Source organism: Micromonospora sp. NPDC018662 (assembly GCF_044391475.1).
GTDB lineage: Bacteria > Actinomycetota > Actinomycetes > Mycobacteriales > Micromonosporaceae > Micromonospora.
The window spans coordinates 74,278-90,235 of sequence record NZ_JBISAC010000014.1; the positions used below are offsets into that span (position 1 = coordinate 74,278).

13 protein-coding genes, 1 tRNA gene and 1 pseudogene are annotated in these 15,958 nt (G+C 74.9%); 9 read left to right on the plus strand and 6 right to left on the minus strand.

The window, feature by feature from the left end; translation table 11 throughout:
* Positions 1-12 precede the first annotated feature (12 nt).
* Positions 13-85, minus strand: a tRNA-Arg gene (locus ACH495_RS28780).
* A 169-nt stretch (positions 86-254) separates the two neighbouring features.
* Here ACH495_RS28780 and ACH495_RS28785 point away from each other — a divergent pair.
* Positions 255-989: a hypothetical protein gene (locus ACH495_RS28785; protein ID WP_396860848.1), complete on the plus strand. Its 735-nt coding sequence runs from the start codon at positions 255-257 to the stop codon at positions 987-989.
* 56 nt (positions 990-1,045) lie between these two features.
* Here ACH495_RS28785 and ACH495_RS28790 read toward each other — a convergent pair whose 3' ends face one another.
* Positions 1,046-2,071: an alpha/beta hydrolase gene (locus ACH495_RS28790; protein WP_396860849.1), complete on the minus strand. Its 1,026-nt coding sequence runs from the start codon at positions 2,069-2,071 to the stop codon at positions 1,046-1,048.
* Positions 2,072-2,247: 176 nt separating this feature from the next.
* Positions 2,248-2,658, minus strand: coding sequence for an HPF/RaiA family ribosome-associated protein (locus tag ACH495_RS28795; RefSeq protein ID WP_396860850.1), 411 nt, complete (start codon positions 2,656-2,658; stop codon positions 2,248-2,250).
* A gap of 286 nt (positions 2,659-2,944) precedes the next feature.
* Here ACH495_RS28795 and ssb point away from each other — a divergent pair, with 286 nt between their 5' ends.
* The 3 genes from ssb to ACH495_RS28810 all read left to right on the plus strand — a co-directional run bounded on the left by ssb (position 2,945) and on the right by ACH495_RS28810 (position 6,474).
* Positions 2,945-3,784, plus strand: a complete 840-nt coding sequence (ssb, locus tag ACH495_RS28800) for a single-stranded DNA-binding protein (protein WP_396860851.1) — start codon at positions 2,945-2,947, stop codon at positions 3,782-3,784.
* 114 nt (positions 3,785-3,898) lie between these two features.
* Positions 3,899-4,939: a cobalamin biosynthesis protein gene (locus tag ACH495_RS28805; protein WP_396860852.1), complete on the plus strand. Its 1,041-nt coding sequence runs from the start codon at positions 3,899-3,901 to the stop codon at positions 4,937-4,939.
* Positions 4,936-6,474, plus strand: coding sequence for a cobyric acid synthase (locus tag ACH495_RS28810; RefSeq protein WP_396860853.1), 1,539 nt, complete (start codon positions 4,936-4,938; stop codon positions 6,472-6,474). The genes ACH495_RS28805 and ACH495_RS28810 overlap by 4 nt, the downstream gene beginning before the upstream one ends.
* Positions 6,475-6,515: 41 nt before the next feature.
* Here ACH495_RS28810 and ACH495_RS28815 read toward each other — a convergent pair whose 3' ends face one another.
* Positions 6,516-6,917 carry a rhodanese-like domain-containing protein gene (locus tag ACH495_RS28815; protein ID WP_396860913.1) on the minus strand — a complete coding sequence of 134 codons (402 nt, stop codon included), beginning with the start codon at positions 6,915-6,917 and terminating at the stop codon, positions 6,516-6,518.
* A 6-nt stretch (positions 6,918-6,923) separates the two neighbouring features.
* On the opposite strand from ACH495_RS28815, the pseudogene ACH495_RS28820 reads away from it, so the two are divergent.
* The 4 genes and pseudogenes from ACH495_RS28820 to ACH495_RS28835 all read left to right on the plus strand — a co-directional run.
* Positions 6,924-7,726 (plus strand): annotated as a pseudogene (locus ACH495_RS28820) (uridine kinase); the annotation flags it as partial.
* Positions 7,704-9,065 (plus strand): dipeptidase, encoded by a 1,362-nt coding sequence (locus ACH495_RS28825; RefSeq protein ID WP_396860854.1) that lies wholly within the window; start codon positions 7,704-7,706, stop codon positions 9,063-9,065. The pseudogene ACH495_RS28820 and the gene ACH495_RS28825, both read left to right, overlap by 23 nt.
* 301 nt (positions 9,066-9,366) lie before the next feature.
* Positions 9,367-9,573: a hypothetical protein gene (locus ACH495_RS28830; protein ID WP_091571646.1), complete on the plus strand. Its 207-nt coding sequence runs from the start codon at positions 9,367-9,369 to the stop codon at positions 9,571-9,573.
* Positions 9,574-9,680: 107 nt separating this feature from the next.
* Positions 9,681-11,264 carry an ATP-dependent DNA ligase gene (locus tag ACH495_RS28835; RefSeq protein ID WP_396860855.1) on the plus strand — a complete coding sequence of 528 codons (1,584 nt, stop codon included), beginning with the start codon at positions 9,681-9,683 and terminating at the stop codon, positions 11,262-11,264.
* 6 nt (positions 11,265-11,270) lie between these two features.
* Here the strand turns inward: ACH495_RS28835 and ACH495_RS28840 are convergent, their stop codons facing one another.
* Positions 11,271-12,101: an SURF1 family protein gene (locus ACH495_RS28840; RefSeq protein ID WP_396860914.1), complete on the minus strand. Its 831-nt coding sequence runs from the start codon at positions 12,099-12,101 to the stop codon at positions 11,271-11,273.
* Between the two features lie 138 nt (positions 12,102-12,239).
* Here ACH495_RS28840 and ACH495_RS28845 point away from each other — a divergent pair, with 138 nt between their 5' ends.
* Positions 12,240-13,610 (plus strand): cobyrinate a,c-diamide synthase, encoded by a 1,371-nt coding sequence (locus ACH495_RS28845; protein ID WP_396860856.1) that lies wholly within the window; start codon positions 12,240-12,242, stop codon positions 13,608-13,610.
* A 128-nt stretch (positions 13,611-13,738) separates the two neighbouring features.
* Here the strand turns inward: ACH495_RS28845 and ACH495_RS28850 are convergent, their stop codons facing one another.
* Entirely contained in the window at positions 13,739-15,871 is a 2,133-nt protein-coding gene (locus ACH495_RS28850) for a transglycosylase domain-containing protein (protein ID WP_396860857.1), read from the minus strand.
* Positions 15,872-15,958: the final 87 nt, after the last annotated feature.

Sequence of the window (15,958 nt, forward strand, 5' to 3'; positions counted from 1 at the left end):
GAGAAGTGCCTGTGCGCCCGGCAGGATTCGAACCTGCGGCCTTGGGATTAGAAGTCCCCTGCTCTATCCGCTGAGCTACGGGCGCGCGCCGACGATCGTCGCGCCAAGAGGGTACCGCCGGCCCCGGCCCGCCCGGGGGTACGGGTCGGCGCGTTCACGTCGCCGCCCAGCGTGCCACGCCGGTGCCCGGACCGGCATCCCCGTTCCGGCGGGTCCCGGGCCGGCGGCCGCACCCCGGTCCGTACCCTCGGCGGATGCTGCTCGACCAGGACACCGAAAACGAGATCATCTTCGCGCTGTGCCAGCACTTCGGGCGGGCCATCCTGCCCGTCTCCGGGGCGACCGGACCGGATGCTCCGGCCGGCACGGTCGGTACCGCCTTCTTCTACAGCGAGCTGGTCGGCGCCACCGACGACGGGGAGATCGCGCACGAGTGGCTGCTCACCGCCGACGCGCTCACCGACCGGGCGTACGGGGAGATCGGGCTTCGGCCCAGCGTCACCGATCCGGCCGAGGGCGCGGACGAGCCGATCGAGTTGCCCGGCTTCGCCGACCACTGGCTGCACCTGCCGGAGCTGGGGCTGGCCGCGATGCCCACCGGCGGGCTGCACGGCTACGCCGACGACCGGGGCTGGCGCTGGCGTACCCAGCAGGTGACCGAGGCGGTGGCCGCGCCGGCCGACGCGGTGGCCCGGATCGGTGCGACGCCCGGCTCGGCGTTCGTGCTGGCCTTGGGCGTCGCCGACGACGGGTCACGGCCGTTGGAGGCGGTCGTGGAGCGGGTCGCCCGGCACGGCGACGCGGTGCGGGTGACCACCGAGCTGCCGGCCGGGTACGTGGGCGCGCCCGTCTTCGCGGTGGAGGCCGGGCCGGACGGCGGGCCGGTGCCGCACTGCCTGGGCATGCTGCTGCCGGCCCGCGACGGCGGGCACCCGGTCGCCACGTTCGACCGGATCCGGTCCGCGCTCGCCGAGGTCGTCGACGGCTGACCGGTACGGCCGGGCCCGCGCCGAGCCGGCGACGGGAGGGTCGAGTCGGCCGCCGGTCAGCCTTCGGCGGTGGCGCCGGCCGGTTCGTCGGCCGGCCGGCGCGGCGCCGGCGGCGCGGCCTCCGGCTCGGTCGGGCCGACCCGGAGGAACCCCTCCGCCCAGCGTCCGACCTCGGCGAAGACCTTTTCGCGTACGGCGGGACTGGACAGCGTGAGGTCGTGCAGCCCACCGTCGAAGCGGGCCAGCGTGACGTGCCGGCCGAGCCGGGGCGCCCACCGCACCATGTGTTCCACGTCGAGCACCGCGTCGGCCCCGGTGGCGCTGTCGTGCCACTTCGTGCCCCGGAAGGTGCGGGTGGAGCAGGCCAGCAGCACCGGCACCGGGATGTCCAGCCCGGCCCGCAGCCGGCGCTGGCCGGTGCGGATCGCGTTGAGCCAGCCGGCCCGGACCGGGAACCCGGCGAGCGGCTTCCACTCCAGGTCGTACCGCCACTCGCCGCGGTGGTCGGCGTGCAGGCTCTCGCCGTACACGGTGCCGAGCCCGAACGGCAGGATGCGTTGCGGCGCCCGACGGCCCAGGCGGGAGACGGCGGCCGCGAGGGGTCGACGGACCAGCCAGGGTGCGTTGATGTCGAAGAAGGGGCTGTTCAGCACGATGCCGTCGACCAGGCCGGCGTCGCGGCGGGCGTCCGCCCAGAGCGAGATGATCAGACCGCCGGTGGAGTGGCCCATGGCGAGCAGGGTCTCGTGCCCCTCCTCGGCGCGGATGATCTCCGCGGCGGCGTCCAGCTCGGGGAAGTAGTCGCTCAGGTCGCGGCAGAAGTTCGGGGTCTGGTGCGGCAGCAGGCTGCGGCCGTACTTGCGCAGGTCGAGGGCGTAGAAGTCCCAGCCGCGCTCGGCGAAGAAGTCGGCCACGTGGGTCTGGAAGAAGTAGTCGACGAAGCCGTGCACGTAGAGCACGGCCCGGCCGGTCGGGCGGTCGGCCCGGCGACGGACCAGCGTCGCGACCACCGGCCCCTCGTCGTCGGTGCCCAGGTCGATGGTGCGCCGCTCGTAAGGTGCTCCCAGCACGTCCGGTTCCACGACCGCGACGGTACGCCGCCGAGCTACCCGGCGGTAGGGGTGCAAGGCGGGGCCCCCGCTTAACACATTTGGTAGAGGCGGGGGCCCCGCTTAACAACGACCTGTTAAGCGGGGCCCCCGCCTCACGGGGAACTGCCGGCCCGTCCGCCGGCACCGTGCGGGCGGGCGTACGCGAATCAGGCGGTCTCCGCGTCCTCGTGCTCGCCCACCTGGAGTGGAACGGCCGGGGGCTGCTCCGTCGGACGCAGGTGCTTGTTGCTGCGCGGCTCCTGCCGGGTCTTCGCGTCGTTGAGCTTGCGGCGCAGGTCGTCCCGGACGTCGTTGAGCGCGGCGTGCAGGTCCTCCTCGGTCGAGGTGGTCACGATCTTCTGCCGGCCGGCGACCCAGCACTCCAGCGTCACCTTCTGGCCCCGGGCCTCGCGGTCCTTGACCGACACCTCCAGCTCGGTGGCGTCGGCGTGGAAACTGGCGAGCCGGGCGTCCAGCGTCCCGAACTGCTCGGCGATCCAGTTGCGGTCGCCCTGGGAGAACCCGGCGCCGACCCGCAGGCACTCGGCCACGGTCGCGGGGTTCGCCACGGCGCTCATCGCGTTGCCTCGCGGACGTCTCGGAGAAGCATCGGCGCTCCCTTTCTCTCGGTTGATCAAGTACTTACCCACCCGGGAGGTTTCCGGAACGCCTCCCGTCGGTCACTTTCCGATCATGTGTCGCCGCAGGTCGATGCCGTAGAGGCCATCGGCCTAGCAGATCGGGACCTTGATCAGGCGGTTGTCCACAAGGCGGTCCGTCATCCACAGGCGCGAGCCGTCGGGTGGCCGGCGCCGGTCGTCGCGGCCCACGCTCTCCCGGACAAGCCGATCCCTGGGAGGGACGATGTTCGACACCCACGTAACGATCGTCGGCAACATCATGACCGCGCCGGAGTGGCGGCGGACCACGCAGAGCGGCACGCTGGTGGCCAACTTCAAGGTCGCCTCGACCGCGCGCCGGCTCGACCGGGACAGCGGCCGCTGGGTCGACGGCAACAGCCTGCGGGTCCGCGTCAACTGCTGGCGACGCCTGGCCGAGGGGGTGGCCGCCTCGGTGGCCGTGGGCGATCCGGTGATCGTCGCCGGCCGCCTCTACACCCGGGACTGGACCGACGAGGCCGGCAACCACCGCACGCTCTACGAGCTGGAGGCGGTCGCGGTCGGGCACGACCTGTCCCGGGGCCGGTCGCGCTTCCTGCGCAACCAGCCGCGCGCGGCCACCAGCTCGGTCGAGGACGCCGAGGCGGAGCAGCGGGTGCACGGCGAGGCGACCGAGCCGGTGTCCCACGACCAGGCCCCGGCGACGTTCGACGACCGGCCGTTCGACGACGACTTCCCGGAGTTCGGGCCGACGCGGGTCGGCCTCACCGGCACGCTCGACCGGGTGGTCGAACTCGACCCGTTCGACGACCGGCCCGCCGATCCGGGGGCCGGCGGCGGCACGTGGCCGGGCGGCCCGACCGGTGGTGGGGAGGTCCGGCCCGGTGGGCCCAGGGTGGGGGAGGACGACGAGTTGGCCGCCGAGGAGGGGGACAAGCCGGCCCCGGCCGAGGACGACGAGTTGGCCGAGGTCGAGCTGCCGGCCGACGACGGGCCGGGCAGCACGGGGCCGGGCGGTGCGGGGTCGGGCGGCGGAGCTGCTTCGGGCCGTCGCGGCCGGCGGCGTACGCCGGTGCCCGCCTGAGCGTCCGGCCGGGCAACGGGGGTGCGGGGTGGCGGCGTCGGCGCTGCCACCCCGCGGCACGGCCCGCCCCCGACCGTCGGTACGGCTAGGCTGGCCGGCCGGGGGTGGTGACGGGTGCGGCAGGCGACCGCCATGGCGAACGCGACCGGGCTGGTGGCGGGCTACGCGCTCGACGCGCTGCTCGGCGACCCGCGCCGGTGGCATCCGGTGGCCGGCTTCGGCCGCGCCGCCGGCGCGCTGGAGCGGCGCGTCTACCGACCGGACCGCACGGCCGGCGTCGTGTTCACCGCGCTCGCGGTCGGCGTGCCGGTGCTGCTCGGGGCCGCCGCCGGCCGGGCCACCCGACGTCATCCGGTGGCGCGGGCCGCGCTGGTGGCGGCCGGCACCTGGACGGTGCTCGGTGGGCGCACGCTGCGGCACGAGTCCCGGGTGATGGCGCGGGCACTGCGCCGGGCCGACCTGCCCACCGCGCGGGCCCGCCTCGGTCACCTCTGTGGGCGTGACCCGTCGACGCTCGACGAGCCGGAGCTGGCCCGGGCCACCGTCGAGTCGGTCGCCGAGAACACCTCCGACGCGGTGGTCGCGCCGCTGGTCTGGGGCGCGGTCGCGGGGCTGCCCGGCCTGCTCGGCTACCGGGCGGCGAACACGCTGGACGCCATGGTCGGCCACCGCTCGCCCCGGTACGCCCGCTTCGGGACCCCGGCGGCCCGGCTGGACGACCTGCTCAACCTGGTGCCGTCCCGGTTGACCGGGCTGCTCACGGTGGCCGTCGCGCCGGTGGCGCACGGCGACCGCGCCGCCGCCTGGCACGTGTGGCGGCGGGACCGGGCCGACCACCCGAGCCCGAACGCCGGCCAGTGCGAGGCGGCGATGGCGGGCGCGCTCGGCGTCCGGCTGGGTGGGCGCAACGTGTACTTCGGCCGGTCGGAGACGCGGCCGTTCCTCGGTGACGGGCCCCGACCGGAGGCGCGGCACCTGAAGCGTGCCGCCCGGGTCTCCGGGACGGTGGGCCTGGCCGCGCTCGGCCTGGCCGCGCTCTACCCGGTGACCGTGGGCCGGCTGGCCGGCGCCACCGGCCGGGCCGCGCTGCGCGCACTCGCCGGCAGCCGCCAGGCCGCCTGCGGCAGCACCACCGCCCGGGGCCGCCGGCCGTGAGCGGCGGGCTGCTGGTCGCCGGCACCACGTCCGACGCCGGCAAGAGCGTGCTCACCGCCGGCATCTGCCGCTGGCTGCGCCGCCGGGGCGTCCGGGTCGCCCCGTTCAAGGCGCAGAACATGTCCAACAACTCGGCAGTGGTGGTCGGCCCGGACGGCCGGGGCGGCGAGCTGGGTCGGGCCCAGGCGATGCAGGCCGCCGCCGCCGGGCTCGCGCCGGACCTGCGCTTCAACCCGGTGCTGCTCAAGCCGGGCAGCGATCTGGCCAGCCAGGTGGTGCTGCTCGGCGAGGCGGTCGACACGGTCACCGCCGGCAACTTCCAGGCGCTGCGCCCCCGGCTGGCCGCCACCGCGTACGCGGCGCTGGCCGAGCTGCGCGCCGAGTACGACGTGGTGATCTGCGAGGGCGCGGGCAGCCCGGCGGAGATCAACCTCCGGGCCGGTGACTACGTCAACATGGGCCTGGCCCGGCAGGCCGGCCTGCCGGCGATCGTGGTCGGCGACATCGACCGGGGTGGCGTGTTCGCCTCGATGTTCGGCACCGTGGCGCTGCTCGACGCCGCCGACCAGGCGCTGGTCGCCGGCTTCGTGATCAACAAGTTCCGGGGTGACCTCGGGCTGCTGCGCCCCGGGCTGGACATGCTGCACCGGGTCACCGGCCGCCCCACGTACGGGGTGCTGCCCTGGGCGCTGGACCTGTGGCTGGACGCGGAGGACTCACTCGCGTACGGGCGGGTGCTCGGGCGGCCGGCGGCGCCGCGCGGCACCGACTGGCTCGACGTGGCAGTGGTCCGGCTGCCTCGGGTCAGCAACGCCACCGACGTGGAGGCGCTTGCCATCGAGCCGGGGGTGCGGGTGCGGCTGACCGTCGAACCGGCCGAGCTGGCCGCCGCCGACCTGGTGGTGCTGCCCGGCTCGAAGTCGACAGTCGCCGACCTGGCCTGGCTGCGGGAGACCGGGCTGGCCGACGCGGTCCTCGGGCACGCCGCCGCCGGCCGTCCGCTGCTCGGCATCTGCGGCGGGTTCCAGATGCTGGGCCGGGCGATCCACGACCCGGTGGAGAGCCGCCGGGGCAGCGTCCCCGGCCTGGGCCTGCTGCCGGTGGAGGTCACCTTCGACAGCCGTAAGACGGTCCGCGTGGCCGAGGGCGTCGCGGCCGGGGACGTGCCGGTGCGCGGGTACGAGATCCACCACGGTCGGGTCTCCGCCGCCGACCCGGGCCTGCCGCCGCTGCTGCGGTACGCCGACGGCACCGGCGAGGGCGCCCGGCTCGGCGCGGTGTACGGCACGCACTGGCACGGCGCCTTCGAATCCGACGCGTTCCGCCGCCGGTTCCTCGCCGAGGTCGCGGGCGCGGCCGGTCGGACCGGCTTCAAGGTCGCGCCGGACACGTCGTTCGCGGCGGCCCGGGAACGGACCCTGGACCTGCTCGGCGACCTGGTGGAGGAGCACCTCGACACCGGCGCGTTGTGGCGGCTGATCGAGTCCGGCCCGCCGCCGGGCCTGCCGTTCGTGCCACCCGGCGCACCCGACTGAGCCGCCACGCCGGGACCACCCCGTGGACGGCCGACGACGGGTCAGGGCCGGACGTCGGCCGGGCGGTCGGACATCGGCAGTCCGGCCTCCCGCCAGCCCTGCACGCCGCCGATCATGTCGGTCGCCTGACGCAGCCCGAGCGTCTGGAGGCTGGCGGCGGCCAGGCTGGAGCTGTAGCCCTGGCGGCACACCACCACGATCTCGCGGTCGTACCCGGTGGCCTCCGGGATGCGCCAGGCGCTGGCCGGGTCGAGCCGCCACTCCAGCACCGTGCGGTCGATGACGATCGCGCCGGGCAGCTCACCCTCCTCGCGACGTTGCGTCTCGGTGCGCGTGTCGATCAGCAACGCCCCGTTGCGGACCGCCTCGACGGTCTCGTGCGGGGTGAGCCGGCGGAGACCGGCGCGGGCCTGTTCCAGGAGGGCGTCGACGCCCGGACACATCACGTCATGCAGCACCCCCAGATCATGCCCACCACGTCGCCACGCCGCCCGGCGAAACGGTCCGCCCGGGTCGCAGGATCCAGCGGACGGGGGAACGTTAGCGTCGGTCGGGTGAACGTCGCGGTGGTCGAGTCGTACGCCGGGTTGGCCCGGCGGGTGCTGGCCGGGCCGGCGCGGTTGGGGCGTACCCGGCTGGTGGCGGTGGACGGGCCGAGCGGCGCGGGCAAGAGCGTGTTCGCGACGCGCCTCGCGGACGCGTTCGCGGCGGTCCCGGGCGGCGTCCGGCCGCCGCTGGTCCGCACCGACGACCTGCTCGACGGCTGGGACGACCAGCTCACGTTCTGGACCCGGCTGGAGGAGCTGGTGCTCGGGCCGGTGCGGGCCGGACGGACGGGTGGTTACCGCCGGTACAGCTGGGTCCGCGGTCGCTTCCTGGGTCCGGTGGTGCCGGTGCCGGCCGGGCCGGTGCTGATCGTCGAGGGGGTGAGCGCGGCGCGCGCCGTGGTGCGCCCCGAGCTGACGTTGTCCGTGCTGGTCACCGCGCCCGCCGAGCGGCGGCTGGCCCGGGCGTTGGCCCGGGACGGCGTCCAGGTGCTGCCGGAGCTGCGTCGCTGGCACGCGGGGGAGCGGGCGCACTTCGCCGCCGACCGCACCGCGGCGGCGGCGGACCTGGTGGTCGACGGCGCGCCGGACCTGCCGCACGACGCGAGCCGCTACTACGTGCGGTTCGGCCGGCGACCGGGCTGGGACGGTGTGGCCGGGTAAGGCCGGCATACGATTCCGGTCATGACCACTCCGATCATCTCCGAGTCCGAGGTGCGGGCCGCCGTCGAGCGGGAACTGCCCGGTGTCCGTGCCGACCTCGAGCGACTCGTCCGCATCCCGGGCATCGCCTTCGAGGGCTTCGACCACTCGCACGTGGAGCGCTCCGCCGAGGCGGTGGCGGAGCTGCTGCGCGGCTGCGGCCTGGACACCCGGATCGTCCGCTCCGGCGGCCAGCCGGCGGTGATCGGGACGAGGGCGGCCCCGCCCGGCGCGCCCACCGTGCTGCTCTACGCCCACCACGACGTGCAGCCGGTCGGTGACCTCTCGCTGTGGGAGTCCGACCCGTTCGAGCCGGTGGAGCGCGACGGTCGCCTCTACGGCCGGGGTGCGGCCGACGACAAGGCCGGCATCATGGCGCACGTGGCCGCGCTGCGCGCGTTCGGCGACCGGCTCCCGGTGGGCGTGGTGCTGTTCGTCGAGGGCGAGGAGGAGTACGGCTCGGACTCGTTGGAGCGGCTGCTCGCCGAGCACCGTGACGACCTCGCCTCGGACGTCATCGTGATCGCCGACTCCACCAACTGGGACGTCGGCGTGCCGGCGCTGACCACCTCGCTGCGCGGCATCGTGAACTGCTTCGTCGAGGTGCGCACGCTCGACCACGCGGTGCACAGCGGCATGTTCGGCGGGGCCGTGCCGGACGCGCTGACCGCGCTGGTGAAGCTGCTCGGCACGTTGCACGACGACGCCGGCGACGTCGCGGTGGACGGCCTGGCCGGCCGTGAGGGCGCCGTCGTCGACTACCCGGAGGATCGGTTCCGCGCGGAGGCCGGCCTGGTCGACGGCGCGCGGTTGTTCGGCACCGGCCGGATCACCGACCGGCTCTGGACCAAGCCGGCGCTGGCGATCCTGGGCATCGACGCGCCCGCCACCGGCGAGGCGCCGAACGCGCTGGTCCCGGCCGCGAAGGCGAAGCTGAGCGTACGGCTGGCGCCGGGTGACGACCCGAAGAAGGCGTACGCCGCGCTGACCGCGCACCTGGAGCGCAACGCGCCGTGGGGCGCGCAGGTGACAGTGACGTTCGAGCACGACGGCGCACCCTGCGTGATCGACGCGAGTGGGCCGATGTTCGACGCGGCGCGGGCCGCGTTCCGGGGCGCCTGGGACGGCACCGACCCGGTCGACATCGGGGTGGGTGGCTCGATCCCGTTCATCGCCACGTTCCAGGAGATGTTCCCCGGCGCGGCGATCCTGGTGACCGGCGTGGAGGATCCGCACGCCCGGGCGCACGGGCCGAACGAGAGCCTGCACCTGGGCGAGTTCGCCCGGGTCTGTCTGGCCGAGGCGCTGCTGCTGGCCAAGGTGGCCGAGGCGGGCCGCGCCTGACCGGCGGGCGTCGGCACGGCGGCCGGTGCCGTCAGGACGGCCGGTGTCGTCACGGTGGCCGGCTCGGTCCCGGCACCCGGCTCCGTCACGGCACCCTGCTCGGTCACGGCGGGTGACGACGGGGCGAGGCGATGCGGTCGGAAGCGATATGCCTGACGGTCATAATTATGCCTCTGCGGTATATCGCCTCCGACCCACCTCATCGCCCGGTCGCGCCGCGCCCGGTGTCGAAACCGTAACTTCGGGATGGATGTCGGAGTTTGCGGTGTGTCGGCGGGCCGGGTGTTATAGCCTTTCGAACATGCGTACGAACGACGAGATGGCGCGGCTCCAGGCCGCCGTCCGTGCTCTGGGGGACGTCGACGTCTCCGCGTGGCCCGAGGCCACGCTCAAGGAACAGCTCGGTGAGCTCTCCGCCACGCTGGTCACGCTCGACGCGCTGCTCACCCGGGTCGCCGACGGCGTGCGCGGGCGCGGCCTGCGCGTCGAGGAGCCGGTCTCGGCCTGACCGTCCCGGGCCGGCGGCGCGACTTCGGTCGGCCCGGCGCACCCGATGCGGTGGGCCGGGCCGCCGGAAGCGGTCCCGCTGTCACAGCCGACTGGCAGGATGTGGGCGTGCGTTTCGCGGAGCTGGCGGCCACCTCGGCCGCGATCGGTGCCACCGGAGGCCGGCGGGCCAAGGTGGAGCTGCTGGCCGCCGCGCTGCGCCGGCTCGACCCGGCCGAGATCGCGGCCGGCGCCGGCTACCTCGCCGGTGAGCTGCGTCAGCGGCAGACCGGTGTCGGGTGGGCCAGCCTGCGTGACCTGCCGCCTCCGGCCGCCACCCCGACGCTGACCGTGGCCGGGGTGGACGCGGCGATCGACGAGATCTCCCGGGTCGGCGGCACCGGCTCGCAGGCCCGGCGGCGGGAGCTGGTCGGCCGGCTCTTCGCCGCCGCGACCGCCGACGAGCAACGCCTCCTGGTCGGGCTGTTCCGGGGCGAGCTGCGTCAGGGCGCCCAGGCCGGCCTGCTCGCCGAGGCGGTGGCCCGGGCCGCCGAGGTGCCGGTCACCGTCGTCCGGCGGGCCCTGCTGCTCGCCGGCGACCTGCGGGCGGTGGCGGTCGCGGCGCTCACCGGGGGCGCCGCCGCGCTGGCCGGGTTCGGGCTCCAGGTGGGCCGCCCGCTCGCGCCGATGCTGGCGCAGAGCGCGCCCTCGGTCGACGAGGCGCTCACCGCGACCGGCACCCCGGCGGTGGTCGACGTCAAGCTCGACGGCATCCGCATCCAGGTGCACCGTTCCGGTCAGGACATCGCGGTCTTCACCCGCAGCCTCGACGAGATCACCGGCCGGCTGCCCGAGGTGGTGGCCGCCGTCCGCGCGCTGCCGGCCCGCGAGCTGGTGCTCGACGGCGAGGCGATCGGGCTGGACGCCACCGGCCGGCCGCTGCCGTTCCAGCAGACGTCGAGCCACGCGGCCCGACGCACCACGCCCAGCACCACCGGTCGCACCCCGGTGGCACCCGCCGTGCTGGCCGCCGCCGAGCGCGCCGGTGAGCCGGTGCTCACGCCGTACTTCTTCGACCTGCTGCACCTCGACGGCGTCGACCTGATCGACCTGCCCGGGCGGGAGCGGTGGGCGACGCTGGCCCGCGCGGTCGACCCGGCGCTGCTGGTCGGCCGCGTGGAGGTGGACGACGCGGCGCAGGCCGCGGCGGCGTTCGCCGCGGCGGTCGACGCCGGCCAGGAGGGGGTGGTGGTCAAGGATCCGGCCGCGCCCTACGACGCCGGGCGGCGCGGCGCGGCCTGGGTCAAGGTCAAGCCCCGGCACACGCTCGACCTGGTGGTGCTGGCGGTCGAGTGGGGCAGCGGCCGACGCCAGGGGTGGCTGTCCAACCTGCACCTCGGCGCCCGCGACCCGGGCACCGGCGAGTTCGTCATGCTCGGCAAGACGTTCAAGGGGCTGACCGACGAGCTGCTGCGCTGGCAGACCGAGCGGTTCCTGGCGCTGGCCGTGGAGAAGGGCGACTGGGTGGTCCGGGTGCGGCCGGAGCAGGTGGTCGAGATCGCCTTCGACGGGGTGCAGACCAGCAGCCGCTACCCGGGCGGGATGGCGCTGCGGTTCGCCCGCGTGGTGCGCTACCGGGACGACAAGACCGCCGCCGAGGCGGACACGATCGACGCGGTCCGGGCGATCCACGCCGGCCGGGTCACCGGCTGACCGGGCTCAGGAGGCGGCGGGCCCCGCGGCGGCCGGCTCGGCGGCCCGGTCCACCGGCACGCGCGGCCCGTCCAGGCCGGCCCGGCGGCGGGCCTCTCGGCGTGCCACCCAGCCGTACCCGACCAGGCTCATCACCGCGAAGATCCACCACTGCCACACGTAGCCGAAGTTCTGCCAGTTGTTGGTGTGCCCGATCGGCACCGCCTGGAACGCCGGGTCGGCGGCCGGCGTCTGGCCGTCCAGCAGCACGTAACCGCCGGTCACCGGGTAGGGCAGTTGCTTCGCCAGGCGGGCGATGTCGATGCGCCGGGCCTCCAGCTTGCCGTCGCGCCGGGCCACCGCACCGCCGCCGCTCTCGCTGCCGACCACCCGGCCGGTGACGGTCACCTCGCCGGACGGCGCCGCCGGCACCGAGGGCTGGACGGTCGCGCCGGCGCCCGGAACGGGCGGGATCCAGCCGCGGTCGACCAGCACCGCCGTGCCGTCGGCCAGCACCAGCGGGGTGAGCACCTCGAAGCCGACCGTGTTGTCGACGGTCCGGCCGCGGATCAGGACGACGTTCGCGCTGTCGTAGCGGCCGGTGGCGGTGACCCGGCTCCAGGTGAGGCGCTCCGCCGGGGCCGGGCCGGCGCGGCCCGGACCGCCGGTCGGCGCGGGCAGCGCGTCACGCAGCGGGGCGGGCGTCATGGTGGCGCCGGCGTCGATCCGCTCGTTGATCGCGGTCCGGCCGTGGTAGCGGTCCAGCTGCCAGTTGCCCAGGAACACCATCACGGCGGCGGCCACCAGGGTCAGCGCCAGGTAGCCGAGCCAGCGCGGGGTCAGCAGGAACCGGTACACGGTGGTCAAGGCTACCCGTATGAGCGGGGCCACTCGCCGTTGCCGGTGGTTGTCGGGGCGGCGGGCGGCCGCCGCGCGGCGGACCGGGCGGGTATGGTCACGCGGGCGGAAATCACCCGGAGGATCCAGGAGTCGATGATGACCGACGTGCCGCGCGTCGTGCTGAGCGCGCCCTCCTCGGGGCACGGCACCGGTGCCCTCTCCCTCGGCCTGCTCGCCGCGCTCGCCGACCGGGGACTGCCGGTGGCCGGGTTCAAGGTCGGCCCGGACCAGGTGGACGCGGCGTACCTCGGGCTGGCCGCCGGCCGTCCGGGGCGCACGCTGGACCCGCGGCTGGTCGGCCCGGAGCGGGTCGGGCCGCTCTTCGCGTACGGCGCGGCGGGGGCCGGGTTCGCGCTGGTCCAGGGCACCATGGGGCTCTACGACTCGGTCGCCGGCCGGCCGGAGAGCGAGTCCACCGCCGCGGTCGCCACCGCGTTGCGCAGCCCGGTGGTGCTGGTGGTGGACGTGGCCGCGATGGGCCAGTCGGTGGCCGCGCTGGTGCACGGATTCCGGGCCTACGACGAGCAGCTCTGGCTGGGTGGCGTGATCCTCAACCGGGTGGCCTCGCCGCGGCACGAGGCGCTGCTGCGCGAGGCGCTGGACGACGTCGGGGTGCCGGTCTACGGCGCGTTGCGCCGGCACGAGCTGCCACCGGTGCTGCCGGCCCGCCGGCACGGCGCCGCGCCGGTGGTGCGCGGCGACGCCGAGGCCGAGCGCGGGGTGCGCCGGCTCGGTGAGGCGGTGGCCGCCACCGTCGACCTGGACCGGCTGCTGACGCTGGCCCGGTCCGCGCCCGCGCTGACCGTCGAGCCGTGGTCGCCCGACCCGGCGGACGGCCCGCCCGGGTCGGCGGAACGCCCGGTGGTCGCGCTGGCCGGCGGCCCCGCCGGCAGCTACAGCCATCCGGAGACCGCCGAGCTGCTGCGCGCGGCCGGCGCCGAGGTGGTCACGCTCGATCCGCTGCGCGACGAGGCGCTGCCCGCCGGGGCCCGCGCGCTGGTCGTCGGTGGCGGGCTCCCGGAGACGTACGCGGAGCAGCTCTCCGCCAACCGCCGGCTCTGCATCGCGGTGGCCGAGCTGGCCCGCTCCGGCCGCCCGGTGGTCGCCGAGGGGGCCGGCCTGCTCTGGTTGGCCCGCGAGCTGGACGGCCTGCCCATGTGCGGGGTGCTCGACGCGGTGGGCACGGTCCGGGACGGCCTGGTGGTCGGCTACCGGGAGGCCACCGCGGTCACCGACAGCGTGGTGGCGCCGGCCGGCGTCACGGTGACCGGGCACAAGCAGCACGCCGCAGTGCTCACCCCGCGTGCCGGTGACCGGCCGGCCTGGCAGTGGGGCGGCGGCACGCCGGAGGGCTTCGTCCGGCACGGCGTGCACGCCTCGCAGCTCGTGCCGCACTGGGCCGCGCTTCCCGGGATCGCCGAGCGGCTGGCGGCCGCCGCCCTGGCGTCCGTCGCGACCCCCGCGTGATCGGTCAGGCAGCGGCACCGCCCCGCCCCGACGTCGATCAAGGAGTTCGCGTCGGGGATCACGCGATCCCGGACGCAAACTCCTTGATCAACTGACCCGGGCGCACCCCCGGGACGGGTAGGGGGCAGTCAGCCGACGATCTGGTCGGACGGCGGGGTGAACTGGCGCGTCGGCTGGCCCTTGAGGGCGTCGCGCAGCGTTTCGGCGACGGCGTTCACCGGGATCTGGGACTGCCCGTCACCCACCGCGTTGAACGGGTTGTCCGGATCGGCGATGAAGCTCGCCGCGGCCAGCTCCGGCGTGTAGCCGACGAACCACGCCGACCGGGTGCTGTCGGTGGTGCCCGTCTTGCCGGCGACCGGCCGGCCGACCGTCCTGCGCACGCTGTCCGCCGTCGACCAGCCGCCGCAGCTCCCCTTGGCCGGGGTGTCGCCGGTCGGGCAGCGGGCCGCGTCGGTGGCGGCCCGGGCCGCGTCCGCGTTGACCACCTGGCGGCACCGGGGCTTGGCCACCTCACGCTGCACCCCGCCCGGGGTGGACCAGGTGGCCGGCGTGCCGTCCCGGTTCATGATCGCGTTGACCGGGATCGCCTCGCAGTAGCGCCCGTCGGCGGCGACGGCCGCGTACGCGTTCGCCATCTCCAACGGGGTGGCGTCGGAGACGCCGAGGGTGAACGCGCCCCACTTCTTCGCGTTGGCCGGCGACGCCTGGTCCTTGTCCACGTCGGTGCGCCAGCGCAGCCCGAGCTGTTCGGCCAGGCGTACCGCGGCGTCCGCGCCGACCTTCTCCTCCAGTTGGACGAAGTAGGTGTTCACCGACTTGCCGAAGCCGGACCACATGGTCTGCCGGCCGGTCATCGCGGCGCTGGCGTTTGACGGCGCCCAGCCGTTGTAGATCGCGGACTGGTACTTGTACGGCGAGTCGTACGCGGTGGACAGCGGCATCCCGGCGTTGAGCGCCGCGAGCATCGGGAACATCTTGAACGTCGAGCCGGCCTGGTAGCCGGGGAGCGTCCCGCCGCCGAGCAGCGGCGCCACCGTGTTCGGGTAGTTCGCCTTCACCTTCGGGCCGGCCTCCGGGTTCGAGCTGTTCGGGTTCTCGGCCAGGTCGAGCGAGTAGTTCCGGTTCACCGCCATCGCCTTGATCCGCCCGGTGCCGGGTTCGGCGACCACGATGCCGTTGGCGAACGGGCTGCCGGTGTTGCCCTCGGCGCCCACGTTCTTCTCGGCCGCCGCCTGTGTCTTCGGGTCGAGCGCGAGCACGATCCGGTAGCCGCCACGGCGCAGCTTGTCCATCCGTTCCAGGCGGTTCTCGCCGAACGCGGGCTGCGCGCTCCACCAGTTCTTCAGGTAGTCGCAGTAGAAGCCCCAGCTACGGTGCGCGTCGTCGATCGCGGCGCAGTCGTTCGGCGGGTCGGTGAGCTTCAGCTTGATCGGCTGGGCCTTGGCGGAGGCGGCGGCGTCCGGTGACAGGTAGCCGAGGCGGGCCATGTTGTCCAGCACGTAGTTGCGCCGGCCGGTGGCGTCCTTCTGGTCCGAGGTGATCGGGTCGTACTCGGACGGGGACTTCACCAGCCCGGCCAGCGTGGCCGCCTCGACCGGGCTGAGCGTGGCCGGCGTCTTGGAGAAGAAGATCTGCGAGGCGGCGTAGATGCCGTACGCCCGGTGGCCGAAGTAGGCCGAGTTGAGGTAGCGCTCGAGGATCTGCTCCTTGCTCAGGTGCTTCTCGATGTCGAGCGCCATTCGCATTTCCTTGACCTTGCGCAGGCTGGTCTGCTGGGTGGCCTCCTGGACCTCCTTCGGCGTGCTCGCGCTGTCCCGCAGCGCCATCCGGACGTACTGCATGGTGAGCGTGGAGGCGCCCTGGGAGACGCCACCGGAGCGGGCGTTGGAGACGAACGCGCGGGCCACGCCCTTCGGGTCGACGCCGTGGTGCTGGTAGAAGCGGTTGTCCTCGGCGGCGACGATCGCCTGCTGGATGTTCGGCGACATGTTCTCGATCTTGGTGTACTGCCGGTACTCCTCGTAGAACATGGTCAGCACGGTCGTGCCGTCGGGCGCGTAGAGGTACGAGGTCTCGGCCGGTAGCGCGGTCTTGAGGATGCTCGTCTTCTGCTCCACGGCGTGCGCGGTGGCCTTCGCGCCGAGGCCGGTGACGGCGGCCATCGGGTACAACGCGGCGGCGACGACGATGCCGGCGATCAGCCCGGCACGGAGAAGGGGCACGGCACGACCGGCGGACGCAAGGGGTCGATTGCTCACGGGGTCAAGCTATGACATTTCCGATTCGGAAATGAGAAGAATTCATAAACGGGCGGGCCGTGACGCGACCCACGCCGGGATGCGCTG